Origin of the sequence: Glutamicibacter creatinolyticus (genome assembly GCF_006094275.1) — a bacterium.
Taxonomy (GTDB): domain Bacteria; phylum Actinomycetota; class Actinomycetes; order Actinomycetales; family Micrococcaceae; genus Glutamicibacter; species Glutamicibacter creatinolyticus.
Window position 1 is genome coordinate 770,627 of record NZ_CP034412.1, and the last position, 26,077, is coordinate 796,703.

The following is a 26,077-nucleotide window of genomic DNA, read 5'->3' on the forward strand; positions in this document are numbered from 1 at the left end:
TGCCCCCACCGGTGTTTCTTGGAACACTGTGGCCATGGGAATCATTTACGCCACCACCATGGATCCGACCAAGACCGAGCTGCTGACCTCCTGGCTGCCGCAGCAGGACTTCTTTAGCGGGACCGCGCGCCCGCAGCTGGACACCGTGGGCGGGTTCCGCCTAGAGGACCCCGCCGGGCAGGTCGGCATGGAATTCATCATCGCCCTGGACCGGCAGGACGGAACCGTCTACCACCTGCCGCTGAGCTACCGCGGCGAACCGCTGGAGGGCGGGCAGGACCACCTGCTGGGCACCAGCCAGCACGGGGTGCTGGGCCTGCGCTACGTCTACGACGCCGAGCACGACCCCACCTGGCAGCAGTGCGTGCGTGACCTGTTCGCCGGGCTGAGCGTGCCGCAGCACCAGAACAACTCGGACACCGACGAGCCGCGGGTCACCGTGGAGGGCGGGATGGACACCACCGGTTCCGGCGCCATCGGCATTGAACGCCGCCCGCGGCCCGGGGCCGGCACCGGACACTACCTCAGCGCCGAATGGGTGGATGGCGCCGGGGCCACACAGCGTGGTGCGGTATTGCGCATGGCGTAATGCGGCGCACCACATCTGGGCTTTGCCCTGCGGCCCAGGGGCTAGAATTGGAGGAGAAATCCAACCGCCCACCCTAGGGAGATATATGTCTGCCATCAGCCGTGAGGACGTTGTGCACCTGGCACGCCTGGCTCACATCGAGATGAGCGACGCAGAGCTGGACAAGATGACCGGTGAACTCGGCGTGATCGTCGATGCCATCGCCTCTGTCAGCGAAGTCGCATCCTCCGACATCCCGGCCACCAGCCACCCGATCCCGCTGACCAACGTCATGCGCGAGGACGTGGTGGGCCAGACCCTGTCGATCGACGAGGTTCTGGCCAACGCACCGGACTCCGATCAGGACCGCTTCAAGGTCCCGGCAATCCTGGATGGTGAATAAGGACATGAAGCAGATCATCAAGCTCTCCGCCACCGAACTGGCCGCCAAGCTGCGCGCCGGGGAAGTCACCTCCGTCCAGGCGGTCCAGGCCCACCTGGAGCGCATTGCCGAGGTTGACCCCACCCTGAACGCGTTCCTGCACGTGAACGCGGAAGAGGCGCTGGCCGTGGCCGCCGAGGTCGATGCAATCCGCGCCGCCGGCGGGGCCGAGGCCGAGGCGCTGCACCCGCTGGCCGGCGTGCCGATCGCCATCAAGGACCTGATCGTCACCAAGGGCCAGCCCACCACCGCCGCCTCGAAGATGCTCGAAGGCTGGATGAGCCCGTACGACGCGACCGTGATCGAAAAGATCCGCGCCGCGAAGCTGCCGATGCTGGGCAAGACCAACCTGGACGAATTCGCGATGGGCTCCTCCACCGAGCACTCCGCCTACGGGGTCACCCGCAACCCGTGGGACCTGAACCGCATCCCGGGCGGCTCCGGCGGCGGCTCGGCTGCGGCGGTCGCCTCCTTCGAGGCCCCGCTGGCGCTGGGCACCGACACCGGCGGTTCGATCCGCCAGCCCGGCGCGGTCACCGGCACCGTGGGGGTGAAGCCCACCTACGGCGCGGTCTCCCGCTATGGGGCCATTGCCATGGCCTCCTCCCTGGACCAGATCGGCCCGGTCTCGCGCACCGTGCTTGACTCGGCTCACCTGCAGGAGCTGATCGGCGGGCACGACCCGAAGGACTCCACCTCCCTGCCCGACGCCCTGCAGGGCCTGGTGGCCGCCGCCGAATCCGGTGCCGCCGGAGACCTGTCCGGGCTGCGCATCGGGGTCATCAACGAACTGCAGGGCGAGGGCTACCAGGCCGGCGTGCAGGCCCGCTTCGAGGAATCGCTGCAGCTGCTGCGCGAGGCCGGGGCCCAGATCGTGGAGGTCTCCTGCCCGAACTTCAAGTACGCGCTGGGCGCCTACTACCTGATCATGCCCTCGGAGGTCTCCTCCAACCTGGCCAAGTTCGACGGCGTGCGCTACGGCAACCGGGTGTTGCCCGAGGACGGTGCGCTGACCATCGAACGCGTCATGGGCGCCACCCGCGCCGCCGGCTTCGGTGACGAGGTCAAGCGCCGCATCGTGCTGGGCACCTACGCGCTTTCGGCCGGCTACTACGACGCCTACTACGGTTCGGCGCAGAAGATCCGCACCCTGATCCAGCGCGACTTCACCGCCGCGTTCGAGCAGGCCGACGTGCTGATCTCCCCGACCGCACCGACCGTCGCCTTCGAACTGGGCGCGAAGACCGATGACCCGCTGGCCATGTACCTGAACGACGTGGCCACCATCCCGGCGAACCTGGCCGGCGTGCCGGGCATCACCGTGCCCGGCGGGCTGAGCGAGGGGCTGCCGGTGGGCATCCAGTTCCTGGCCCCCGCGTTCGAGGACGCCCGCCTCTACCGTGCCGGCGCCGCGCTGGAGACCCTGCTGGAAAAGCAGTGGGGCCACTCGCTGATCTCGCAGGCACCCGCCATTGACACCGACTCGATCGCCCAGAAGGCCTAGGGGGAGAGCATGACCACCGAAGAACTCGTAGACTTCGACGTCGCACTGGAAAAGTACGACCCGGTACTGGGCTTCGAGGTGCACGTCGAACTGAACACCAAGACCAAGATGTTCTCCGACGCGCCCAACGCCTTTGGCGATGAGCCGAACACCAACGTCACCCCCGTGGACCTGGGCCTGCCCGGCGTGCTGCCGGTCGTGAACAAGACCGCGGTGGAATACTCCATCCTCATTGGGCTGGCGCTGAACTGCCAGATCGCCGAGAAGTGCGGTTTTGCCCGGAAGAACTACTTCTACCCGGACACCCCGAAGAACTTCCAGACCTCCCAGTACGATGACCCGATCGCCCACGACGGCTGGCTGGACATCGAGCTGGAGGACGGGGAGGTCTTCCGCGTCGAGATCGAGCGCGCGCACATGGAGGAGGATGCCGGCAAGCTGACCCACATGGGCGGGGCCGCCGGGCGCATCCAGGGCGCCGACTACTCGCTGGTGGACTACAACCGCGCCGGCGTGCCGCTGGTGGAGATCGTCACCAAGCCGATCGTCGGGGCCGGTGCCCGCGCCCCGGAACTGGCCCGCGCCTACGTCGCGGCGATTCGCGAGATCGTCAAGAACCTGGGTGTCTCCGATGCCCGCATGGAGCGCGGCAACGTGCGCTGCGACGCGAACGTCTCGCTGATGCCCAAGGGGGCGGAGAAGTTCGGCACCCGCACCGAGACCAAGAATGTGAACTCGCTGCGCGCCGTGGAGCACGCGGTGCGCTTCGAGATCGAACGCCACGCCGCGGTGCTGGATTCGGGCCAGAAGATCGTGCAGGAAACCCGCCACTGGCATGAGGACACCCGCTCGACCACCTCGGGCCGCCCGAAGTCGGACGCGGATGACTACCGCTACTTCCCGGAACCGGACCTGGTCCCGATCGTAACCACCGCGGACTGGATCGAGCAGCTGCGCTCCCGCCTGCCCGAACCGCCGGCCGAGCGCCGCAAGCGGCTGAAGGCCGAATGGGGTTACGCGGACAAGGAATTCCGCGACGTGGTCAACGCCGGGGTGCTCGATGAAATCGAGGCCACCATTGCCGCCGGGGCCACCGCCGCGGTCGCCCGCAAGTGGTGGATGGGCGAGATCGCCCGCCTGGCCAAGGCCGCGGACAAGGAAATCACCGAGGTTGGCGTCACGCCGGAAACCATCGTCGAGATCGACCAGCTGATCCAGGGCAAGAATATCAACGACAAGATTGCCCGCCAGGTGCTCGAGTACGTGCTGGCCGGGGAAGGCACCCCCAGCCAGATCGTGGAGCAGCGTTCGCTGGCGATCGTGAACGACGACGCGGCGCTGGGCAAGGCCGTGGATGACGCGATCGCCGCGATGCCCGACGTGGTCGAGAAGATCAAGGGCGGCAAGATGCAGGCCATCGGCGCCCTGATGGGCCCGGTCATGAAGGCGACCCGCGGGCAGGCCGACGCCGGCCGCGTGCGTGAACTGGTCATGGAGAAGCTGGGACTCTAGTCTCCAGCCACCGAGCAAGGCATCGCGCCTGCATCCCCGAACGCGGGGGTGCAGGCGCGATGCCTATTTTGCCCGCTTCCTGGTACTCATCCGGTGCCGTGACCGGTGTGAGGCCGCTGCCGGATACCGCGCCGGGGCAGTCCGCCCGCCCCGCTCGTGGCGGCCATGTCCGGCCGCTGGGCTGTGCGCCCGGTCCACGCCTTGGGCGCTTTGCTCACGGTTCGCTGCGCACGCCAGTGGCCACCTCGTAGAGCGCAACTGCGACGGCCAGGGTTTTCACTGACCGGCCTCAGCGTGCGCCGGCCGCGGCCGTGGTGGGCGTGCGATCCTGCACGTGGATGAGGAGACCGCGGCCCCTGGGAAAACTGATCGTGGTTGGCTGGGGACAGCACGTGAAGCGCGGCACGCTGTGGCGTCTCTTGGGCGGGGGTTGGCGGGAGCCATCGCCCCGCTCCCCGGTGGGTGGGCGCAGATGGAGGCACTACGATGAAAACCATGACTGCAGGCCGTTTCACCCCGCCGAGTGCGCCCGAGGCCGAAGTGCGCATCGACCGCTGCCTGGTGCAGGAGCTGCTCCGCGGGCAGGCGCCGCAGTGGGCCGAATTGCCTGTGGCATACTTTGCCAGCGGGTGGGACAACGAGATCTACCGGCTGGGTCCGCGGCACCTCATCCGCCTGCCGCGCCGTGCCCAGGCCGAGCGGATCGGCACACAGGAACGCGCCTGGCTGGCCCGGCTGGCTGCCGACACGGGCCTAACCCCGGGGCTGGCGCTGCATGTCGGGCACCCCACCGCAACCTACCCGTTCACCTTCTCCATCGTCCCCTTCGTCCCGGGGGTCAGCGCGGCGGGCCTGCCGCGCGCAGAGCGCGACGCCTACGCCCCGGCCCTGGCCGACTACCTCCGGGCATTGCACGTCCCCGCCCCCGCACAGGCGCCGACCAGCAACTTCCGCGGTCTTGCCCTGCGGGAGCTCGATGGCGCCACCCGCGCGCTGTTGCCGCGGCTGCCGGCAGGACGACGACCGGCCGCCGCAGCGATCTGGGCGGCCGCGCTGCGGGCCGCCGATCATGCCGGCGCGCCGCGGTGGCTGCACGGGGACCCACATCCGCACAACACCATCGTGCGCCGCGCAGCCGCCGGATACCGCTTTGCGGCCCTCGTGGATTTCGGGGATCTGTGCGCCGGGGATCCGGCCTCGGACCTGGGCATGCTGTGGCTGCATTTCGGGCCCACCGCACGAACCCGCGCCCTGGAACGCTACGGGGTGAGCGACGGGGAGGACCTGTGGCACCGTGCGCGGGGCTGGGCGTTGCGTTACGGCCTGCTCCTCTGCCAGCTCGACCCGGGGGACCGCTTGGGGCGCATCGGGCGGGAAAGCCTGGACCTGCTGCTCTCCGCCGGTCGATAGCTGGATTCGCCGCTTGCGGCAGCCGAGAAACCCGAACGTGACTTGTAATGATCTGCCCGGGCACCGCGGGGTACCGGTTCAGCGGTTCCGCGGCGGGCCGGTGGTCAATTGTTACCGGCGGCAAAGTGGGGAGCGCAAATGGTGGCACAATGATGAAAGTTCGCTTTCACATCGCGTGTAGAAAAACACGTTCCCTCGAAAGGCCCCGGTGACATGAGTCGAAAAACGGATCCGGTGCGCGCGCAGAATTTTTCCGCAGTCCTGCAGCAGGTTTTCGCCGCGCCCGGCAGCTCCCGCAAGGAGGTCGCCGACGCCATTGGGGTCAGCGCCGCCTCGGTCACGAGTATTGCCGCCCGGCTGATCGATGCCGGGCTGATTTTTGAGGGGGAGCCGGTGGCCCGCGGCCAGGGCCGCCCGCGGGTCCCGCTGCATGTCGATACGCGCTCCCACCTTGTCATGGGCATCCACCTGGGTCCACGGGTGACCGGTGTGGTGCTCACCGGGCTGGACGGGGTCAGCCAGGCCTCGGTGCTGATCCCGCACTCCGGCATGGACGTGGATCAGGCCTTCGAGGTGATTGTCGCCGGTGCACGGGATCTGATGCAGCAGCACGCCGGGGGACGACGGGTGCTGGGCACCGGGGTCGCCACCGGCGGCATCGTCGATCGCCAGCAGGGGAGGATCGTGGACAACCCCGGTGCTGCGTGGGTCGATGTGCCGGCGGTGCAGCTGCTGGCCGAGCAGCTTCCGCTCCCGGTCATCCTGGATCACAACGCCAGGGCGGCAGCGCAGTCCGAACTGCTCTACGGGCACGGCCGGGAGGAATCGGACTTCGTCATGCTGGTGAACACCTCGGACCTCGGCGCGGTGCTGGTCAGCGACGGCAGGATCCGCGCCGGGCGGACCCAGCACGCCGGGAACATCGCCCACCTTTCGGTCTCCGACGGGCGGCACCCCTGCCCCTGCGGACGGAACGGCTGCCTGCAGGTGATGGCAACGGACGAGGCCACCGTGCGGCTGGCCCACGAGGCGGGCCGGGACGACGTGGTGCACTATGGCGACATCGACCGGCTGTACGACGCGGGGGATGAGCAGATCCGGGCGCTGGTGGCCGACCGGGACCGCTATGTCGCCCGTGCCGCTGCCACCCTGGTTGATTTGCTGGACCCGGGCCTGCTGGTGATCGCCGGCACTCCGGCCGAACGCCCCGAGACCCTGGCCCAGGTCAAGCGGGATGTGGCACGCTTTTCGCTGCGGGGCGCCGAGGCGGCGCACAGGGTGGTTTATTCCACTGACCACGCGCTTTCGCTCACGCTCTTCGCCGCGAGCATTACGGTCAACGAGGTTTTGGCCCACCCGCTGCGCTTCATTGAAGCCATGGATCTGAGGACTTTCGCGGCCCTCGGCTAGTCATCTTGTTGACAACGTCACACTCCTATGTTTACTTTATTTCATAAAATAAAGTATGTGATGGCAGGCACAGGCCGCATTGAGACGGCTCACGTGTCACTCGCACCAAGGAGAGACCATGAGGAAACATTCCAAGGCATTGGCGGCCGCCGCAGGCGCAGTCACGCTGATGATGGCGGCCACGGCCTGCTCATCCAACGGCCAGCCCAGCGCCGGACAGGACGGCGGGGAGCGCGTGCTCTCGTTCATGTCCACCGAGCCCAAGAGCATCGTCCCGCAGAAGGAGCCGGGCAGTCAGCTGGGGATGGCGCTGTGCGCCAACCTGATGGAAATCAACCTGGATACCCAGGAGTTCGAGCCGCTGGCCGCCAAGTCCGTCACCAGCGATGACGCCAAGGTTTGGGACATCGAGCTGCAGGAGGGCTGGACCTTCCACGACGGCACCGCGGTGACCGCCCAGTCGTTCGCCGATGCCTGGAACGCCACCGCCACCGGCTCCAACGCCTGGCAGGGCAACGGCACCTTCGTCAGTTTCGAAGGCTACAAGGACCTGAACCCGGAGGACGGATCCAAGCCGAGCACCAAGACGATGTCCGGGGTCAAGGTCATCGACGACACCCACATGCAGGTCACGCTGACCGCCCCGAACCGCGACTTCCCCAAGATCCTGAGCACCAACCCCACCTGCCCCATGCCGGAGTCGGCCTTTGACGACCTGGACGCCTACGAGCAGAACCCCGTCTCCAACGGCCCCTACAAGTTCGTCTCCTGGGACCACAACCAGCAGGTTGTGCTGGAAAAGTGGGACGACTTCCAGGGCGCCCAGGGCTTCAGCGGTGGCGCCGATCAGCTGGTCGCCAAGATCTACACCGCCGTGGATCCGGCCTACACCGACATGACCGCCGGGAACCTGGACATGATCCGCAATGTGCCGGCGACCATGGTCGACAAGGCCAAGAACCAGCTCGGCGAGCAGGCCCTCTACGAGGTCAAGACCAGCTCCAAGCAGCAGACCCTGCAGATCCCGGAGTACGTGGACACCCTGAAGTCCCCGGCGCTGCGCAAGGCGATCTCCATGTCCATCGACCGTGAGGCGATCGCCCAGTCGCTGCTCAAGGGCCACTCCGAGCCCTCCGACTCGCTGGTCCCGCCGTCCCTGGACTCCTACGTTGAGGGATCCTGCGAGGCCTGCGAATTCAACCCCGAGGAAGCCAAGAAGATCCTGGCCGATGACGGCGGCTTCGACGGCACGCTGATCATCGAAAGCGATTCGGCCTCCGACCAGCAGCTGGTGCAGGCCATCGCCAAGCAGATCCAGGACAACCTGGGCATCAAGGTGCAGATGAAGCCGATGCTGGGAACCGAACTGTCCGAGCGGCGCAACTCCCAGAAGCTGGAAGGGTCGGCCTTTGGGCTGTGGGGCTGGTCCTACAAGTCCCCGGACCAGTACCTGAGCCAGTATGAAACCGGCGGCGACGGCAACTCGGCCACCGCCTACTCCAACCCGGAGGTCGACAAGCTGGTCAAGGCCGCCCGCGCCGAAATGGACGACGCCAAGTCGACCGAGCTGTTCAAGCAGGCCGAGGCCCTGATCATCAAGGACATGCCGGCCATCCCGCTGTTCATCCCCACCGACTACGGTCTGCAGTCCGGCTGCGCCGAACTGAATGACGTGCAGGGCGACCTGCAGTACTACCGCGCGGGCTACACCTGCTAACCAGATCGAACATGGACTTGGACCCGTGGTCCCACGGGTCCAAGTCTCTTTATCGAACAAAGAGGTAAGCAAATGCTGGGTTACACCCTACGGCGTGTGGCACAAATGATCCCGGTGCTGCTGGGAGCAACATTCATCATCTACGCCCTGACCTTCCTGATGCCGGGCGACCCGATTTCCGCCCTGACCGGTGAGCGGCCCCTGCCGGAGGCCACCGTGGCGCAGATCCGCCAGGCCTACCACCTGGATGATCCGTTCCTGGTGCAGTACGGCAACTACATGCTCGGCGTTTTCCAGGGCAACTTCGGCATCGACTTCTTCGGTCGGCCGGTCCTGGACCTGATCCTCGAACGCCTGCCGGTCACCTTCACCCTGGCCCTGACCGCCTGGGTGCTCAAGCTGATCATCGGCCTGGTCATTGGCGTGTACGGCGGGCTGCGCAACGGGCGGGCCGGAGACCACTTCGCGCTGGTGTTCACCGTCATCTTCATGGGTGTGCCCGGTTTCGTGATTGCCCTGGGTGCCCAGACCTACTTTGGTGTGCACCTGGGTTGGGTGGAGCCGGCCGGCATCCGGGCGGGTTGGCCCATGGCGTTCATCCTGCCGGCCTTGGTCATGGCGTTTGAAGCCGCCGCCGGCCTGGCCCGGCTGACCCGCACCTCACTGGTGGACGTGCTGCGTGCCGAGTACCTGCGCACCGCCAAGGCCAAGGGGCTTTCCCCGCGCCGCATCATTTGGGGACACGCGCTGCGCAACTCGATGATCCCGGTGGTGACCTACCTGGGCCTGAGCCTGGCCGGCATGCTGGGCGGCGCGGTGATCATCGAGGCCATCTTCAACATCCCCGGCATCGGGGGACTGATGGTCAGCTCCATCAACAACAAGGAAGGCACCGTGGTCGTGGGCATCGCCACCCTGCTGGTGCTGGTTTACCTGGTCTTCAACCTGCTTGTTGACCTGACCTACGGCCTGATCGATCCACGGGTGAGAATATGAGTAACGTTACCGCGACCGTCGCCTCCGGGGACGGGGCAGAAGCCGTCGAGCGCGAACCGGACCAGCCCAAGGGCACGCACCGCCGCTGGTGGCTGCGTCCGCGCTTCGCGATCTCCGGGGCCATCGTTCTGCTGATGGTGCTGATGGCGGCCTTCCCGCAGCTGTTCACCGGCTTCGGACCCGGGCCGACCGAGAACTGCGACATCCTCAAGTCAAACCTGCCGCCCAGTGCCGAGCACATCTTCGGCATCGACATCCAGGGCTGCGACTACTACACGAACGTGATCTACGGGGCCCGGGCCTCGATCCTGGTCGGCGTGCTCGTCTCGGCCATCGCCTTTGCGATCGCGGCCATCGTCGGGGCCATTGCCGGGTATTTCGGCGGTTGGGTCGACGCGGTCATCTCCCGCATCTGCGACATGGCCTTCGGGCTGCCGTTCATCCTGGCGGCCATCGTGGTGCTGCAGCTCTTCGGGGAGCGCAACGTGTGGACCGTGATCTTTGCCCTGGCCCTGTTCAGCTGGCCAGGTGGCGTCCGCTTCATGCGCTCCTCCGTCATGGAGGTGCGCCACCGCGAATACGTTCAGGCAGCCAAGCTGCTGGGCGCCGGCAACGGGCGGATCATCCGCAAGCACATCATGCCCAACGCGATCACCCCGCTGCTGGTGCTGCAGACCCTGGGCGTGGGCGGGATGATCTCCGCCGAGGCCGGGCTGACGTTCATCGGCATCGGCCTGACGCCCCCGGCCGTCTCCTGGGGGCTGCAGTTGGCCGCCGCGCGCGACTACATCGATGCGGCACCGCACCTGCTGATCTTCCCGGCAGTCTTCCTGACGATCACGGTGCTGGGCTTCGTGCTGTTCGGTGAAGCCATCCGCGACGAATTCGACCCGAAGGGCAAATGATGATTCCCACAAGCCAGCCCCAGAATCACAAGCTGCTCTCGGTGAGCAACCTGCGCGTTGAGTTCGCCACCGCGCAGGGGGTGGCGACCGCCATCAATGGTGTCAACCTGTCGGTCCAGGCCGGGCAGTCCCTGGGGATCCTGGGCGAGTCCGGCTCCGGCAAATCCGTCACCGCCCGCACCATCATGGGGTTGCTGGATACCCCTCCGGCCCGGGTGGTCGACGGTGAAATCCTGCTGGATGGGGAGGACCTGCTCTCCATCAGCGCCAAACGGCGCCGCCAGCTGACCGGTCCGAAGGTTTCCATGGTGTTCCAGGATGCGCTTAGCGCCCTGAATCCGGTTCATCCGGTGGGGCGGCAGATTGGTGAACTGTACCGGGTGCACCGCGGGATGAGCCGAACCGCCGCGAAGAAGGCCGCCATCGAAATGATGGACCGGGTCAAGATCCCCGCCGCGGCCAGCCGCGTGAACGACTACCCGCACCAGTTCTCCGGCGGGATGCGCCAGCGCATCGTCATCGCCATGGCACTGGCGCTGGGCCCGGAACTGCTGATCGCCGATGAGCCGACCACGGCGCTGGATGTCACGGTGCAGGCCCAGATCCTGCAGCTGCTCAAGGAACAGCAGGCCGAGAACAACATGGGCCTGATCCTGATCACCCACGACATCTCGGTGGTGCGTGAGGTGACCGACCAGGTGGCGGTGATGTACGCCGGGCGGATCATCGAGAACGGCCCGACCGCCCAGGTGCTGGATGAGCCGGCCCACCCCTACACCAAGGGGCTGGCCGAATCCATCGCCAGCGAGGAGCTCAAGGGCCAGCTGCTGCCGGCGATCCCCGGCAGCCCGCCGGACCTGCTGGCCCTGCCGGCAGGGTGCTCCTTCGCCGACCGCTGCCGGTACGTCACCGAGCACTGCACCACCGCGGTGCCGCCACTGGAACAGATTGACCCACAGCGCCACACCGCCTGCTTCAACTACCGGGAGGTCGAAAGCCTTGTCACTCACCGAAACTGAACTCGGCTTCACCGCCCAGAGCCATGAATCGATCATGGAGCTGCGCGGGGTCAAACAGCACTATCCGGTCGCCCGCCCGCTGCCCTTTGGGCCGCGCAAGGTCGTCAAGGCCCTGGACGGGGTGGATCTGCAGGTCGCCGGCGGCCGAACCCTGGGCGTGATCGGTGAAAGCGGGTGCGGCAAGTCCACCCTGGCCCGGATCATGAGCGGTCTGGAAAAGCCGACCGAGGGGCAGGTGCTGTTCCAGGGGGTCGACATCAACTCCCTGCACGGCGCCGAACGCGCCGAGATGCGGCGCAACATCCAGCTGATCTTCCAGGACCCCTATGCGTCGCTGAACCCGCGCATGACCATCGAGCAAATCCTGCTCGAGCCCTTCGAAATCCACCCGGAGCTGGTGCGGCCCTCCGCCCGCCGGGCCAAGGTGCGCGAGCTGATGGAGCTTGTCGGACTGAACCCGGACCATCTGGAGCGCTACCCGCACAACTTTTCCGGCGGCCAGCAGCAGCGGATCGGGATCGCCCGGGGCATTGCGCTGAACCCCAAGGTGCTGATCTGCGACGAGGCGGTCTCCGCCCTGGACGTCTCGGTGCGCGCCCAGGTGGTGAACCTGCTGATGCAGCTGCAGCGCGAGCTGGGGCTCAGCTACGTGTTCATCGCCCACGACCTGCAGATCGTGCGCCACATTTCCGACAGCGTCGCCACCATGTACCTGGGGCGCGTGGTGGAAACCGGCACCTACGACCAGGTGTACGACGACAGCGCCCACCCCTACACCCAGGCGCTGCTCTCGGCCGCGCCGGAGCTGCGTCGTGGCGATGGCACCGACCGGAAGCTGATCATGCTCCAGGGCGACCCGCCCTCGCCCATCGATCCACCCACCGGCTGCCGCTTCCACACCCGTTGCCCGATCGCGCAGCCCAGTTGCGCGCTGGGTGAACCGGCACTGGAGCCCTGGCGCGATGACCACCAGGTGCGGTGCTATTTCCCCGGCCCAATTTCTGTCAAAGCAGACTAGATGCTCCGTGCCCCGCACGGAATCAAAGGAGAAGAATTAATGGATCTCAAAGTAGGAATCGTGGGCTTTGGCCTGCGCGCCTCCCTGCACCGCTACGTACAGCGCCCGGGGCAGGGCAGCGTGGTCAGCATCGTGTGCGACACCAGTGAGCGCGGACGGGCCGATGCGCGCAAGGCCCTGCCCGAAAGCGTGGTCACCGACGATCTGCAGGAACTGCTGGACAGCGGCATTGACGCGGTTTTGGTGCTGACCCCCGACCACACCCACCGCGACGTCGTGGTGCGCACCCTGCAGGCCGGGATCCCGACCTTCTGCGAGAAGCCGCTGGACATCAGCACGCAGGCGGCCGACGAAATACTGCAGACCGCCTACCGCACCGGCACCAGGCTCTACGTGGGCCACAACATGCGGCACATGCCGGTCATCCGCCAGCTCAAGCAGCTGATCGACGAGGGGGCAATCGGGCAGGTCAAGGCCGTGTGGTGCCGGCACTTCGTGGGCAATGGCGGGGACTACTACTTCAAGGACTGGCATGCCGAGCGCCGCTACTCCAATACCCTGCTGCTGCAAAAGGGAGCGCATGACATCGACGTGATCCACTGGCTGGCTGGCGGTTACAGCACCGAAGTTTCGGGACTGGGCGGCTTGACCGTGTACGGGGATGTGAGCGATCGGCGGGATAATTCGGACCGTCGCATGGGGGACTGGTTCTCGAAGGAGAACTGGCCGCCGACCGCGCAGAAGGACCTGAACCCGACCATCGATGTCGAAGACCTGTCGATGGTGCAGATGAAGCTGGACAACGGCGTCTTCGCCTCCTACCAGCAGTGCCACTTCACTCCGGACTACTGGCGCAACTACACAGTCATTGGCACCGAAGGACGCATCGAGAACTTCGGCGACGGGCCCGGCGAATCGATCTACCTCTGGAACACGCGCAGCACCAGCGGTTTTGCCGAACCGGACCGGAAGATCACCATCGAAGGAGACCCAGAAGGCCACGGCGGGGCCGATCCGGGGCTGATCGCCGAGTTCCTGCGCTTTGCCAGTGACGGCGGGGCAACCCAGACCTCCCCGCTTGCCGCGCGGGCCGCGGTGGCCGTGGGAGACCTTGGCGCCCAGTCGCTGCGCTCCGACGGCAGCAGCCAGAGTGTGCCGCCGCTGGACGCGGAGCTGGTCAACTATTTCGAGGCCAACCAGCAGTCGGTTAGCGTGTAGCGGACCCCGGGGTGCTGACTAGTTGCTGCACCGTGGCCTTGATCGCGGAAATCACCGTGTGAATAGTGCTGCGGTGCAGATGCTCGGAGCGAAGCAACAAGTCGATTTGTCGCCCCAGTCTCAGCCCCTGCACCGGGCGTAAAGTCACCGCATTGCCCATACTGCGCCGTGCCGTGTAGCGTGGCAGGATCCCCAGGCAGCCACTGGCCTCAACCAGCGCCGCGGCCGTGGAATAGTCGTTGACCCGGTGCTCCGCCTTCGCCTCGGCGCCGCCCAGCGCGGCAATTACCTCCAACACGTCAGCGGGTGAATAACCGCTACGCGAGACAACCCACGGCTCTCCGACGACCTGCTGCGGGGTCAGCTGGTCAAACTGCGCCAACCGGTGCTCACGGTGCATGGCCACATCCAGGGGTTCGAAGGCCAGCGGGATCACCGCAATATTCGAGGGCCACCGTTCGGTGTGCGGCATCCGGTGGGCCAGCACAAGATCGTAGCTGGACGTTAGCGCCGGAAACTGCGGCTGCGAAACATCTTCGTCGAAGAACTGCAGCTTCGGCATTCGGTGATCTTCCAAGGCCAGCAACGGGGCAAAAATGGTCTGCCCAATCGAATGGAAACCGGCAATCCTGATTGGCCGATCCTGCTCGTGCTGCTCGGTTTCAATCTGGGCCGTCGCCGAGGCCAGCGTGGAAGCCACGTCGGCGGCCGCCGACGCCAGGATCTGTCCGGCATCGGTCAACACCAGGGCGCGTCCGGACTTTTTAGTCAGTGGAACATCGAACTGGCGCTGCAGCTGGGCCAGGTGCTGTGAGATCGCCGAGGGGGAGACGAACAGCGATTTGGCCACGGCGTTGACGCTGCCCAGATCCCCGAGCTCGCGCAGAATGCGCAACTGATGCAATTCCATAAGTAGATGCTAAATCAACAATTCAGAAAATCAGCGGATGACTAATGTGTCATTGCCCGACATGACCTGCAACACTTGAAGTAATCCGACATGCTGCGCCCCGGCGGGCGCCCGGAACCGAAGGTAGAACACGATGAAAGCACTGTACAAGGCCAATCCCGAGGCAGGTCTGGAACTTGTCGACCGGCCTGAACCGGAAACCGGTGTCCACGACGTCAAGATCCGGGTGATGACCACCGGAATCTGCGGCACCGACCTGCACATCGAGGCCTACGATGACGCGGCCAAATCCATGATCAACACACCACTGATCCCGGGCCATGAATTCTATGGCGAGGTCGTGGAGGTCGGTTCCTTCGTGCATGGCGTCCAGATCGGGGACCGGGTCTCGGGCGAAGGGCACATTGTCTGCGGGCTGTGCCGCAACTGCCGCGCCGGCCGCCGCCAGATGTGCATCAACGTCAGCTCCGTGGGCGTGCAGCGCGACGGCGCGTTCGCCGAATACGTGGTCATCCCCGAAAGCAATGTCTGGGTTCACCAGGACGAGAAGATCACCCCGCTGCTGGGCGCCATCTTCGACCCCTTCGGCAATGCGGTGCACACCGCCCTGCAGTTTCCGATGGTGGGCGACGACGTGCTGATCACCGGCGCTGGGCCCATCGGACTCATGGCGGTGGCGGTGGCCCGCCACGTCGGTGCCCGCCGCATCGCCATCACCGATGTCTCCGAACAGCGCCTGGAACTGGCCGCCGCCATGGGCGCAGACCTCGCGGTGAACGTCAGCGAGTCGCGCATCGCCCAGGCGCAGCAGCAGCTGGGCCTGCTGGAAGGCTTTGACTTCGGCATGGAAATGTCCGGGCATTCCTCGGCACTGCCGGAAATGATCAACAACATGAACCACGGCGGCAAGATCTGCATGCTCGGACTGCCCAGCGCCCCCATCGACATCGACTGGGGCAAGGTGGTGACCCACATGCTGACCCTGAAGGGAATCTACGGCCGCGAGATGTACGAGACCTGGTACGCAATGAGCGCCATGCTCACCAGCTCGGATCTCATGCGCGAGCGGATTTCCTCGGTGGTTACCGATTTCCTTCCCGCCTCCCAATGGCAGGACGGGTTCGCCGCGGCCAAGGCCGGACAGGGCGGAAAAGTAGTACTTGACTGGACCGTTTTCTAGGAGCGAGACAATGTACACGGACATGAAAGAGCAGCTGGCAACCGAACTGCGGGAGCTGCGCGAGTCGGGACTCTACAAGGCTGAACGCCATATTGATTCGCCGCAGTCGGCGCGCATCCAGGCCGGGGCCTTGGGGGATGAGGCGCGCGAGGTGCTGAACTTCTGCGCGAACAACTACCTGGGGTTGGCCGATGATGAACGGATCATCGCAGCCGCCAAGCGGGCCCTGGACGAGCGAGGTTTCGGAATGGCCTCGGTGCGCTTCATTTGCGGCACGCAGGATATCCACCTGGAGCTGGAGCAGCGGCTGTCGGCCTTTTTGGGCACCGATGACACCATCTTGTTCTCCAGCTGCTTCGACGCCAACGGGGGAGTGTTCGAATCCCTGTTTGGGGCCCAGGACGCCATCATTTCCGATGCGCTGAACCACGCCTCGATTATTGACGGCATCCGCCTGTCCAAGGCAGCCCGCTTCCGCTACGCCAACCGGGACATGGCTGACCTGGAGAAGCAGCTGCAGGCCGCCGCGCAGCTGAACGACGGCGCCGGTGCACGTCGGACCATCATCGTCACCGATGGGGTGTTCTCCATGGATGGCTACCTGGCGCCGCTGGAGCAGATCTGCGACCTGGCGGATCAGTACGGTGCGCTGGTGATGGTTGATGACTCGCATGCCGTGGGCTTCATGGGCCCCACCGGCGCCGGCACCCCGGAGCACGCCGGGGTTTCTGAGCGCGTGGATATCTACACCGGCACCTTTGGCAAGGCCTTGGGCGGGGCTTCGGGCGGCTATGTCGCAGGACGGGCGGAGATCGTGGAGATGCTGCGCCAAAAGGCCCGCCCCTACCTGTTCTCCAATTCCCTGGCCCCCTCGATTGTGTCGGCCACCCTCACCGCCCTTGAGCTGGTGGAAGGTTCCGGACAGCTGCGCGAGAAGCTGGAAGACAACGCGAAGCTGTTCCGCACCAAGATGGCCGAGGCCGGCTTCGAGCTGCTTGACGGCGAGCACGCGATCATCCCGGTGATGTTCGGCGACGCCGTGCTGGCGGGCCGCATCGCGGCACAGATGCTCGAGCGCGGGGTCTTTGTCACCGCCTTCAGCTACCCGGTGGTCCCCAAGGGCCAGGCGCGCATCCGTGTGCAGCTCTCGGCGGCGCACTCGGCCGAGGACATCGAGCGTTGCGTGCAGGCGTTCATCGATTCCCGACAGGCCGTCACCCAGGACGCATAGTCCCCGCCTTTGTCTGGGATCCCGGATGCATGTCGCTGACCGGGCCCGCTCCCGGTCCATCCGATCCGATACGGTCTAACCAACGGTGTCCAGCCTCCGGCCGGGCACCGTTGGAGTCGTTTCAGGACGTGGAAGGGGAACTTGTGGCAAGCCTGCTGCTTACAAATATTGCCCAACTCAATACCGTCGATGCCGACGGGACGGTTCTTGCCGATGCCGCGGTATTGATCGAAAACGGTCTCATCGCCTGGATCGGCCCGGCCGGGCAGGCCCCGGAGGCCGAGGAGACCCACGACCTGGGCGGGCGTACAGTGCTTCCCGGATGGGTCGATTCGCACAGCCACTTGATCTTCGGCGGCGATCGGGCCGATGAATTCGTTGCCCGGATGGCGGGGCAGGACTATGCGGCCGGCGGCATTGCCGTGACCACCTCCGCCACCCGTTCCCTGGACGACCAGCAGCTGGCGACCGCGGTGCGTGAACGTCGGGCCGAAGCCTTGTCCATGGGTACCACCTGGATGGAAACCAAAACGGGATACGGCTTGGACGTGGCCGAGGAAGCCCGCCATGCCCGCATCGCCCGTCCGCTGGTGGAACAGTTAACGTTCCTGGGAGCCCATCTGGTGCCAGCCGGTTGGGACGCGGAGCAGTACACGAAGACCGTCGCCGGTCCGATGCTGGACGAGGTGGCCGGGGATGTTGACTTCGTCGACGTCTTCTGTGAACGAGGCGCCTTCACCGAGGAGCAAGCACGCCAGGTGCTGCAGGCGGCCGCGCACCGGGGAATCGCCACCAAGGTCCATGGCAACCAACTCGGCCCGGGTCCTGGAGTCCGGCTGGCCGTTGAATTTGGCAGCCGGTCGGTGGACCATGTGAACTACCTGGACCGGCAGGACGTCGCCGCGCTCGCAGGCAGCTGGGCCCACTGGGAACAGGCAACCCGTACCGGACGGCCCGGGGTGGTGGCCACCTGCCTGCCGGCCTGCGATCTGTCCACCCGCCAACCCCTCGCCCCGGGACGCGACTTGCTCGACGCCGGGGCTGTGATCGCGTTGGCCAGCAACTGCAATCCGGGCACCAGCTACACCAGCAACATGAACTTCGTCGTGGCCACGGCCGTCCTGCAGATGCACCTGAGCCTGCCCGAGGCGCTGGAGGCGGCCACGTATGGCGGGGCGTTGGCCCTCGGCGTCCAGGACCACGTCGGCTCCATCGAAGTGGGCAAGCGGGCTGACCTGCATGTGCTCGATGCCCCGTCCGCGGCGCATTTGGCCTACCGCCCGGGCATGCCACTGACCTACGCGGTCTACCAGGCGGGGCAACGACGCGTCTGATCCTCGCATCGCAAGCTCCTTAGATGTTGTCCCAGTAGGTGTTGCGCTGCGGGGTTTGGGTGGGGTCGATGTGCTTTGGCATGATCACGTGGGGCAGTCCCTTGTAGTTGACGACCTTGATGATCCCGGCCTGCTCCGCAGTGTGGTCATTGCGGCACATCAGCGACCCGGAACCGATCCTGGTCCGGCACCCGCCCTTCCAGCCCCCGCCCTCGAAATGGTGGACGTCGCAGTTTTCCGGTGGTTCGGTGCACCCGGGAACGATGCAGCCCTTGTCCCGGCAGATGATCCCATCGCGGAGGTAGTCGGGGTAGAAGCGGCTGGCCCTGCCCAGATCCAATATCTGGCTCTCACCACCAAACACGACCGGGATGATGTCGGCTTCAGTTAGCAGTCGTCGCAGCTCGCCCGGAGTGAGCCTCACGCCGTGCGTGGTGATTCCATGGGCCGTCGCCAGATCCCGCAGGTCATCGAGCTGCATGAAGACCATGAGCTGCGGCCGGATGGCCTTGGTCTTGGCGGTTCCCGAACCATTCTGCCGAATGAGGGTCATCATCGCGTTCATTCGCCGCATGGGGACGGGAACCTGCAGATCGATCTGTTCGGCCGGCGAAAGGCCCTCGGTATTCTCCGGAATCTGGGCACCAGTTGGTCCGGCCGCAGGCCCGGTTTCCCCGGTTTCGTCCACCGCCCACGGGGGAGGGGGATCGGTGGGCTGCAGCCAGCTGGGTGTTTGCGTGCTGTCCACTGCCGGATCCGCTTCCCGTCCGGCCAAGTTCTCTTCATCCGGCTGCCGGGTGCGGGCTGCGGCACCGGCCTTGGTCCGGGGATTGTCGGCCTGCGCCACCAGGGACCGCATGAAGCCGGCATCGGAGCCGCGCACCCGCAGAACGTACTCGTCGACCCCGTTGATGCTGCGGCGTTTGAACAACCCCAGTTCCGGGGTGGCGGCCTCGGCGTTTTCCTCCTTGTACTTCTTGACCAGTTCGTTCACCTGCTTCTTCGCGGTGCGCGGCTCATTGCCCTCCAGGATCTGCACCGCGCGTTCTTCCAGCGACGGCCCATCCTGCTGCCGGGCGGCAGGCGGCAAGGGGGCTCCCTCGCCGATGGTGTCCTTGGGCTCCAGCCTGTTCAGGCTGCGGGCCGTTTGGAGGGTCGCGCGCGGATCGACCGCGGGATCCTGGTAGGTGGTGCCCAACTGCTCGAAACGCGGTGTGGTGAGCGTTCCGGCAATGGTGACCCGTCCGATGACCAGGTGCGCGTCATTGAGCATGCCCTCGGCCTCGAAATAGGTGATTCGCAACCAGGCGGCCAGGAAATCCGCCGTGGTCTTGTAGCAGGGCCGGCCGGCGGCATACCTGGCCGGCCGCGAGTAATCGGTCCTGCCCTCGCGCAGGTCGTCGTACTCTTCCAGGTCCAGTGTGTGGGCACCGGTGGCTTCGGCCAGCAGGGCCAGCTCCAGCCGGGCGCGGCTGATGCGGTGCGAGAGGCCTTCAACTATGCTGCCCATTTCGGCGGCAACGCGCGGGTCGGAACGGTGGGTGGCCGCCTGCAGCACGTTGTCCAGGATCTCCAGATTCAGCCGTGCCGTTTCGGCCAGCACTTGCCCCGATAATCGGGAACCGCCGGCCGCAGCGGCCCGGCGCAGCGCCTCCATTGCGGAGGCCAGGGAGATGGTGTTCATGGCCCCAGTCTCGGTGCCGCCCAACGTCGGGGCTTCCAAGAAGCGGCGGATTGGGGATAAACGCCTTCCGGCTCCGGAAGAGACGTGGCTGGACCAGGCGGGCGGTGCCGGGCGAGGGCGGCGGTGCCTCGGCGGTGTCCGGGAGCAACGGGATGAGCCGGCGGGCCCCGGTGCACGCCAAGAGCGGAATTCATGTCATGTTCGCCGAAATCCGGCGGCGTGTGACCGGCTTCATGATAGACAAGGACTATGGCTACTACTGCAATTGATGGAAACCCAGTCCAGACCGTAGGCGAGCTGCCGGCCGTTGGCGCCAAGGCTCCCGAATTCACCCTGACCGGCACCGATCTTCAGGACGTGACCAGCGCGTCCCTGGCCGGCCGCCGCGTCGTGCTGAACATCTTCCCGTCGGTGGACACCGGCGTCTGCGCCGCCAGCGTGCGCCGCTTCAACGAACTGGCCTCGGGCCTGGAGAACACCACCGTGGTGTGCGCCTCCAAGGACCTGCCGATGGCCCTGGGCCGCTTCTGCGGTGCCGAGGGCCTGGAGAACGTGGTCGCCGCCTCGGCGTTCCGTTCCAGCTTCGGCGAGGACTATGGCGTCACCCAGGCCGACGGCCCACTGCGCGGCCTGCTGGCCCGCACCGTGATCATCCTGGATGAGGAGGGCAAGGTGATCTACAGCCAGCTGGTTCCGGAGATCAAGACCGAACCGGACTACGACGCCGCGATCGCCGCGCTGAGCTAAGCCCGGCAGCCAAGGAAACCGGCGCCCACACCCCTGTGCTTCAGGGGTGTGGGCGCCGGTTCGCGTTAATCGGTGCGCGGCGGCCTTCGGCCGGGGCAGGGGGGCGTGCTTAGAGCGGTCGTCCTTGGCGGAAGACCTCAAGCAGCTCCAGGTCCTGGTCGACCACCAGAACATCGGCGCTCCGTCCGCTGCGCAGGGCACCGGCGGTGTCCTCTAGGCCCAGCAACCGGGCCGGGACCGCCGTCGCGGAGAGCAGGGCCTGCTCCAGCGGCACCCCACCGGCCACCGCCCGGCGCACGACATCCAGCAGGGTGGCGGTGCCCCCGGCCAGCGAGCCGTCCGAGCTGAGCCGGGCCTGCCCGTCGGCGACGGTGACCTGCTGCGGGCCCAGCTCATAGTTCCCGTCCGCCAGCCCGGTGGCGGCCATCGAATCGGTGACCAGCACGACGTTCGCGGCCCCCACCAGGGTGAACACCATGCGCACGGTGTCCGGGTCCAGGTGCACCCCGTCGGCGATGAGCTCCACCACCGCCTGGCCCTGCCGGGCCTGTTCCAGGCAGGCGGCCAGCGGCCCGGGGCTGCGGTGATGCAGCGGCGGCATGCCGTTGAACAGGTGCGTCACCGTGGGGGTGGAGGGCAGCGACGCGTGGGCGCTCAGCCGGCGGTGGGCGTGGCGCAGCGAGTCGGCGGCCTGCGCGGTGCTCGAATCGGTGTGTCCAAGGGAGGGCAGCACGCCCAGGTCGACCAGCTGCTCGATCAGCTCGCTGCTGCCAGCGCGTTCCGGGGCGTAGGTCATGGTGCGCAGCGTGCCGCGGCAGGCGGCGGCCAGATCGGCAACGAAGCGGGGATCGGGATCGCCCAGGTAGCGCGGATCCTGCGCGCCGCAGCGCGCCTCGGAGAGGAAGGGTCCCTCGGCGTGGATGCCGGCCAGCAGCCCGGCCTCGACGAAGTCGGCCAGGGTGGCCGCGGCCTGCAGCATCGTGCCGCGCTCCGCGGTGACCAGGGAGCCAAGCAGCGTGGTGGTTCCGGCGCGGTGCAGGAAGTCGATGGCCTGGGCCACGGGGCCCGGCTGGGCGTTGGGGAAGTCGGCGCCCACCGCGCCGTGGCAGTGCAGGTCGATCAGCCCGGGCAGCAGCTGGGCGCCCTCGGGCACCGGCCGGACGGTGAACGCCGCGGCGTCGGCCCGGGCCAGGAACTGCGCGCGCGTACCGGAAAAGGCGATGCGCTCGCCGGTGACGGCCAGCGCCCCGTCCGGCACGTGGGATCCGTCGGTGTGCAGGGGCGCGAAGATGACAAAACTGGTGCTGGGCATGGGATTAGTTTAGCGCCGGGTCATCCCGCGCCCCGGGTCCCGGGGCGCTGGATGACCCGCGCTGCGGGCGGGGCGGGCAGGCGGGTGGGGGCGCATGCCTTTCCTTGCGCGGAAGTACGACGTATACTCGTCTTAGATCGTTTCTGATTGTTAAGCGGTAGAAACAATCATAAATAAGCATCACTGAGGTGAGTTGCACGCTCTGCGGAAGAATCGTGCCTGAAAGGTGGAGAACAATGAGTGAGAACACTGTGCCCGGGGCACATATGGAAGCCGAACTGCTCTCGCAGCCGGAGATGTGGACCCGGGCGGTCAGCCAGCAGCAGGCCGAGGACCTGCTGCCGGCCCCCGGCCAGAAGGTCGCGGTCGTGGGCTGCGGCACCTCCTGGTTCATGGCCGAAGCCTATGCGGCGGCCCGTGAGGCCGCCGGGTTGGGCGTGACCGACGCCTTCGCCGCCTCCGAGGCCCCGTTGGCCACGCGCGACTACGATGCGTTGGTGGCCATCACCCGCTCCGGCACCACCTCCGAGGTGCTGGACCTGCTGGAGCAGTTCGGCGGCCGGCTGCGCACCATCGCCCTGGTCGGTGACATCGACTCGCCGATCGCCTCCAAGGTCGATGCGATGATCGCCCTGCCGTACGCCGATGAGCAGTCGGTGGTGCAGACCCGCTTCGCCACCACGGCCCTGGCCTACCTGCTCTCCAGCACCGGGATGGACCTGGAGCCGGCCATCGCCCAGGCCACCGAGCTGCTGGGGCAGGAAACCGAGCAGGCGCTGATCGACGCGGAGCAGTTCACCTTCCTGGGCCGCGGCTACAGCGTCGGGCTGGCCCATGAGGCGGCGCTGAAGATGCGTGAAGCCGTGCAGGGCTGGACCGAGGCCTACCCGGCCATGGACTACCGCCACGGCCCGATCTCGATCGCCGCTGCGAACCGGGTGACCTGGATGCTCGGGGAGCAGCCCGAGGGCCTGGACCAGCAGCTGGCGCCCACCGGCGCGCTCTACCTGAACCGGGACCTGCACCCGCTGGCCGAGCTCGCCCAGATCCACAAGGTCACCCTGGACCGGGCCCGCGCGCGCGGAATGAATCCGGACACCCCGCGCAACCTGACCCGTTCGGTCATCCTGGAGCACTAGCAAATGGGTACCGGGCACTACCTGGTCTTCGACGTCGGCGGCACCGATGTGAAGGCGGGCCTGGCCGATGCCGGCGGCCAGCTGCACCACGTGCGGCGCCAGCCCACGGCCATCGCCGCGCCGGGCCAGGATCCGGCGGCCGTGCTGATCGAACAGCTGGCCACCCTGGCCGGGACGCTGCGCCAGGCCGCGCACGAGCCGCCGCGGGCGATGGGCCTGGCCGTGTGCGGGCTGGTCGACGCCCCGGCCGGCATCGGGCGCTATTCGGCGAACCTGGGCTGGGTGGATGCGCCGCTGCGCCAGATGGCGCAGGACGCGCTGGGCCTGCCGGTCGGCTTCGGACACGATGTGGCCACCGCCGCCCGCGCCGAACTGGAACTGGGCGCCGGGGCCCAGGACCCGCAGCTGCGCCGCAACAGTGCCCTGCTGATCATCGGCACCGGCATCGCCTCCACCCTGGTGGTCGAGGGGCAGGTGGTCAGCTCCGAAGGCTACGCCGGGGAACTGGGCCACGCCCAGGTGCCCGGCGGGCTGCCGTGCAAGTGCGGGGCCACCGGCTGCCTGGAAACCATCGCCTCGGCCGGGGCCATCGCCCGGCTCTACAGCCAGCAGGCCGGCGCCGTGCCCGGGGCAGAGCAGGTGTTCGCCGCCCGGGCGGCCGGGGACCGCATCGCCGGGCAGGTGATCGAGCAGGCCATCGAGGCGCTGAGCTTCACCCTGGCCCAGCTGTGCGCCACCACCGCCCCCTCCGGGATTGTCATCGGCGGGGGACTGGCCCAGGCCGGCCCTCCCTTCTTTGCCGAACTGGGCCAGGCGCTGGAACGCCGGTTGTCCTTCCACCGCCGCCCGCGCCTGGTTCCGGCCGCCCTGGGTGCCGACGCCGGGCTGCAGGGCGCCTGGCTGCTGGCCCGCCAGACCACCACCACGGGAGGGACCCCATGATCCTGACGCTTACCCCCAACCCGGCGATCGACGAGAGCTACCAGGTTCCGGGGATCACCCTGGACACCAGCCACCGTGTGCCAATGCCGCTGTGGCGCGCCGGGGGCAAGGGGATCAACGTGGCCCGGGTGCTTGAACAGCTCGGCTACCGCGCCCTGGCGCTTTTTCCCAGCGGCGGGACCAGCGGCGAGGCCCTGTGCTCCGAACTGCGGGCCGCGCACCTGGCCCACCATGCGGTTCCGGTGTCCGGGCAGACCCGGCGTTCGATGGCGTTCCATGACCCGCAGGCCAACACCACCACGCTGTTCAACCAAAGTGGTGAGCCGCTGCGCCAGGAGGACATCCAGGCGCTGGAAAACGCATTCATTCGGCTGCTGCCCACCTGCCGGGCGGTGACGATCAACGGGTCCTGGCCCCCACACACCCCCGCGGACCTGCTGCCGCGGCTGATCACCGCGGCCCGGCGGGCCGGGGTGTGGGTGCTGGCCGATGCCAGCGGCGAGGCGCTGCTGCAGGCCGCCCGGGCCGGTGCGGTGCTCAAGCCCAATGAGCATGAGCTGCGTGAGGCCACCGGGTGCAGCAGCCTGTTTCAGGGGGCCCGGCAGCTGCTGGAGCTGGGTGCCCCCGCCGTTTTCGCCAGCGCCGGGGCCGACGGGCTCTACCACTTCGCCCCTTCGCAACCGGTGACTCACGCATTGTTGCCGCAGGCGTTGAGCGGCAACCCCACCGGGGCCGGGGATTCGGCGGTGGCCGCGCTGGCGGCCAGCGCCCTGCAGGGCCTGGAGATCGAGCCGACGCTGCGCCGGGCCGTAGCCTGGTCCGCGGCCACGGTGCTGATGCCCACCGCCGGGGCGGTGCACTCCAGCTACCAGCAGCTGGCCCGGGAGGTCATCTGCCAAACCCTGTCCACCGACGCACACCACTAAGGAACCGCATGCCACTTGTACCCACCGCCCAGATCATGGACCAGGCCGTTCGCGCGGCGCGCGGGCAGGGCGCGTTCAACGTCATCCACCTGGAGACCGCGCAGGCCCTGATCACCGCCGCCGAGCAGGCCGCCGTGCCGGTGATCCTGCAGATCAGCGAAAACTGCATGAAGTACCACGGTTCACTGGCGCCGCTGACCCTGGCCTGCAAGGCGCTGGCCGAGGAGTCCAGCGCCGAAATCGCGCTGCACCTGGACCACGCCGAGGATGAGGCCCTGGCCTACCAGGCGATCGAGCTGGGGTTCGGTTCGGTGATGTTTGACGGGGCGAAGCTGGAATTCGAGCAGAACGTGGCCGCCACCGCCCGGGTGGTGGCCGCGGCCCGCGAGGCCGGGGTCTATGTCGAGGCCGAGCTGGGGGAGATCGGCGGCAAGGACGGGGCCCACGCCCCCGGGGTGCGCACCGACCCGCAGGAGGCCGCGCTGTTCGTGCAGCGCACCGGGGTCGACGCCCTGGCGGTGGCCGTGGGATCCTCGCACGCCATGACCGAACGCAGCGCCAACCTGGACTTGGAGCTCATCGACCGGCTGGCGCGGCACCTGGAGGTTCCGCTGGTCCTGCATGGCTCCTCCGGAGTGCCCGATGCCGTCCTGCAGGAGGGCATCCGCGCCGGGCTGCGCAAGATCAACGTCTCCACGCACCTGAACGGCTTCTTCACCCGAGCGGTGCGCCAGTGGCTGGATGAGAACCCCGCCGGGGTCGATTCGCGCAAGTACCTGGCGGCGGGACGCTCGGCGTTGTCCGGGGAAGCGGCCCGGCTGCTGCGCCTCTTCGCGGGCGCGTGAGCAGTTCTGATTCTCTGGTGCGCCAGTTGCGGAATGGAACACCGAACCCTTGACGTGAGATAGATAACATCCCATAATCGTGAGTAACCTGATTTTTACTGATTTATT

Annotated in this window: 23 protein-coding genes; 20 read left to right on the forward strand and 3 right to left on the reverse strand. The window is 67.2% G+C overall.

Features of this window, described 5'->3' with window-relative positions; translation table 11 throughout:
• Nucleotides 1-34: 34 nt before the first annotated feature.
• From GcLGCM259_RS03515 to GcLGCM259_RS03570, 12 genes are all read left to right on the forward strand, one after another.
• A complete protein-coding gene (locus GcLGCM259_RS03515) occupies nucleotides 35-589 on the forward strand; it encodes a maltokinase N-terminal cap-like domain-containing protein (RefSeq protein WP_138925787.1) in 555 nt (184 codons plus the stop codon).
• Nucleotides 590-674: 85 nt separating this feature from the next.
• Nucleotides 675-971 (forward strand): Asp-tRNA(Asn)/Glu-tRNA(Gln) amidotransferase subunit GatC, encoded by a 297-nt coding sequence (gene gatC / locus GcLGCM259_RS03520; protein ID WP_054822085.1) that lies wholly within the window; start codon nucleotides 675-677, stop codon nucleotides 969-971.
• Nucleotides 972-975: 4 nt separating this feature from the next.
• Nucleotides 976-2,514, forward strand: a complete 1,539-nt coding sequence (gatA, locus tag GcLGCM259_RS03525) for an Asp-tRNA(Asn)/Glu-tRNA(Gln) amidotransferase subunit GatA (RefSeq protein ID WP_138925788.1) — start codon at nucleotides 976-978, stop codon at nucleotides 2,512-2,514.
• A 9-nt stretch (nucleotides 2,515-2,523) separates the two neighbouring features.
• Nucleotides 2,524-4,026 (forward strand): Asp-tRNA(Asn)/Glu-tRNA(Gln) amidotransferase subunit GatB, encoded by a 1,503-nt coding sequence (gene gatB / locus GcLGCM259_RS03530; protein WP_138925789.1) that lies wholly within the window; start codon nucleotides 2,524-2,526, stop codon nucleotides 4,024-4,026.
• A gap of 495 nt (nucleotides 4,027-4,521) precedes the next feature.
• Nucleotides 4,522-5,436: a phosphotransferase gene (locus GcLGCM259_RS03535; protein ID WP_175419314.1), complete on the forward strand. Its 915-nt coding sequence runs from the start codon at nucleotides 4,522-4,524 to the stop codon at nucleotides 5,434-5,436.
• Between the two features lie 213 nt (nucleotides 5,437-5,649).
• Nucleotides 5,650-6,846: an ROK family transcriptional regulator gene (locus GcLGCM259_RS03540; RefSeq protein WP_138925791.1), complete on the forward strand. Its 1,197-nt coding sequence runs from the start codon at nucleotides 5,650-5,652 to the stop codon at nucleotides 6,844-6,846.
• A 118-nt stretch (nucleotides 6,847-6,964) separates the two neighbouring features.
• On the forward strand, nucleotides 6,965-8,563 hold the full coding sequence (locus GcLGCM259_RS03545; protein WP_138175281.1) for a peptide ABC transporter substrate-binding protein: 1,599 nt from the start codon (nucleotides 6,965-6,967) through the stop codon (nucleotides 8,561-8,563).
• 105 nt (nucleotides 8,564-8,668) lie between these two features.
• A complete protein-coding gene (locus GcLGCM259_RS03550; protein ID WP_246049848.1) occupies nucleotides 8,669-9,559 on the forward strand; it encodes an ABC transporter permease in 891 nt (296 codons plus the stop codon).
• Nucleotides 9,556-10,464: an ABC transporter permease gene (locus GcLGCM259_RS03555; protein WP_138175277.1), complete on the forward strand. Its 909-nt coding sequence runs from the start codon at nucleotides 9,556-9,558 to the stop codon at nucleotides 10,462-10,464. The genes GcLGCM259_RS03550 and GcLGCM259_RS03555 overlap by 4 nt, the downstream gene beginning before the upstream one ends.
• Nucleotides 10,461-11,483: an ABC transporter ATP-binding protein gene (locus tag GcLGCM259_RS03560; RefSeq protein WP_246049739.1), complete on the forward strand. Its 1,023-nt coding sequence runs from the start codon at nucleotides 10,461-10,463 to the stop codon at nucleotides 11,481-11,483. Before GcLGCM259_RS03555 ends, GcLGCM259_RS03560 begins: the two co-directional genes overlap by 4 nt.
• Complete coding sequence (locus GcLGCM259_RS03565; RefSeq protein WP_246049741.1) at nucleotides 11,464-12,501, forward strand: ABC transporter ATP-binding protein; 1,038 nt, start codon at nucleotides 11,464-11,466, stop codon at nucleotides 12,499-12,501. The genes GcLGCM259_RS03560 and GcLGCM259_RS03565 overlap by 20 nt, the downstream gene beginning before the upstream one ends.
• A 39-nt stretch (nucleotides 12,502-12,540) precedes the next feature.
• Complete coding sequence (locus GcLGCM259_RS03570) at nucleotides 12,541-13,719, forward strand: Gfo/Idh/MocA family protein (RefSeq protein ID WP_138925792.1); 1,179 nt, start codon at nucleotides 12,541-12,543, stop codon at nucleotides 13,717-13,719.
• Here GcLGCM259_RS03570 and GcLGCM259_RS03575 read toward each other — a convergent pair.
• Nucleotides 13,709-14,629, reverse strand: a complete 921-nt coding sequence (locus GcLGCM259_RS03575; protein WP_138925793.1) for a LysR family transcriptional regulator — start codon at nucleotides 14,627-14,629, stop codon at nucleotides 13,709-13,711. The two genes, GcLGCM259_RS03570 and GcLGCM259_RS03575, sit on opposite strands and share 11 nt — an antisense overlap.
• A gap of 133 nt (nucleotides 14,630-14,762) precedes the next feature.
• Here GcLGCM259_RS03575 and tdh point away from each other — a divergent pair, with 133 nt between their 5' ends.
• The 3 genes from tdh to hutI all read left to right on the forward strand — a co-directional run bounded on the left by tdh (nucleotide 14,763) and on the right by hutI (nucleotide 18,374).
• Complete coding sequence (gene tdh / locus GcLGCM259_RS03580; RefSeq protein WP_138925794.1) at nucleotides 14,763-15,809, forward strand: L-threonine 3-dehydrogenase, zinc-binding type; 1,047 nt, start codon at nucleotides 14,763-14,765, stop codon at nucleotides 15,807-15,809.
• 10 nt (nucleotides 15,810-15,819) lie between these two features.
• Entirely contained in the window at nucleotides 15,820-17,040 is a 1,221-nt protein-coding gene (locus GcLGCM259_RS03585) for a glycine C-acetyltransferase (protein WP_054820805.1), read from the forward strand.
• A gap of 143 nt (nucleotides 17,041-17,183) precedes the next feature.
• Entirely contained in the window at nucleotides 17,184-18,374 is a 1,191-nt protein-coding gene (hutI, locus tag GcLGCM259_RS03590) for an imidazolonepropionase (RefSeq protein WP_138927159.1), read from the forward strand.
• A 19-nt stretch (nucleotides 18,375-18,393) separates the two neighbouring features.
• On the opposite strand, the gene GcLGCM259_RS03595 is transcribed toward hutI, so the two are convergent.
• On the reverse strand, nucleotides 18,394-20,058 hold the full coding sequence (locus GcLGCM259_RS03595; protein WP_138925795.1) for an HNH endonuclease signature motif containing protein: 1,665 nt from the start codon (nucleotides 20,056-20,058) through the stop codon (nucleotides 18,394-18,396).
• Nucleotides 20,059-20,307: 249 nt separating this feature from the next.
• On the opposite strand from GcLGCM259_RS03595, the gene tpx reads away from it, so the two are divergent.
• Nucleotides 20,308-20,805: a thiol peroxidase gene (tpx, locus tag GcLGCM259_RS03600; protein ID WP_138175265.1), complete on the forward strand. Its 498-nt coding sequence runs from the start codon at nucleotides 20,308-20,310 to the stop codon at nucleotides 20,803-20,805.
• A 109-nt stretch (nucleotides 20,806-20,914) separates the two neighbouring features.
• Here the strand turns inward: tpx and GcLGCM259_RS03605 are convergent, their stop codons facing one another.
• Nucleotides 20,915-22,117: an N-acetylglucosamine-6-phosphate deacetylase gene (locus GcLGCM259_RS03605; protein WP_138925796.1), complete on the reverse strand. Its 1,203-nt coding sequence runs from the start codon at nucleotides 22,115-22,117 to the stop codon at nucleotides 20,915-20,917.
• 236 nt (nucleotides 22,118-22,353) lie between these two features.
• Between GcLGCM259_RS03605 and GcLGCM259_RS03610 the strand changes: the two genes are divergently transcribed.
• The 4 genes from GcLGCM259_RS03610 to GcLGCM259_RS03625 are packed head-to-tail and all read left to right on the forward strand — an operon-like array spanning nucleotide 22,354 to nucleotide 25,969.
• Nucleotides 22,354-23,256, forward strand: a complete 903-nt coding sequence (locus GcLGCM259_RS03610) for an SIS domain-containing protein (protein WP_138925797.1) — start codon at nucleotides 22,354-22,356, stop codon at nucleotides 23,254-23,256.
• A gap of 3 nt (nucleotides 23,257-23,259) precedes the next feature.
• Nucleotides 23,260-24,198 (forward strand): ROK family protein, encoded by a 939-nt coding sequence (locus tag GcLGCM259_RS03615; protein ID WP_138925798.1) that lies wholly within the window; start codon nucleotides 23,260-23,262, stop codon nucleotides 24,196-24,198.
• On the forward strand, nucleotides 24,195-25,124 hold the full coding sequence (locus GcLGCM259_RS03620) for a 1-phosphofructokinase family hexose kinase (protein WP_138925799.1): 930 nt from the start codon (nucleotides 24,195-24,197) through the stop codon (nucleotides 25,122-25,124). Before GcLGCM259_RS03615 ends, GcLGCM259_RS03620 begins: the two co-directional genes overlap by 4 nt.
• 8 nt (nucleotides 25,125-25,132) lie before the next feature.
• Nucleotides 25,133-25,969 (forward strand): class II fructose-bisphosphate aldolase, encoded by an 837-nt coding sequence (locus tag GcLGCM259_RS03625; protein WP_138925800.1) that lies wholly within the window; start codon nucleotides 25,133-25,135, stop codon nucleotides 25,967-25,969.
• The last annotated feature ends 108 nt before the right edge of the window (nucleotides 25,970-26,077 follow it).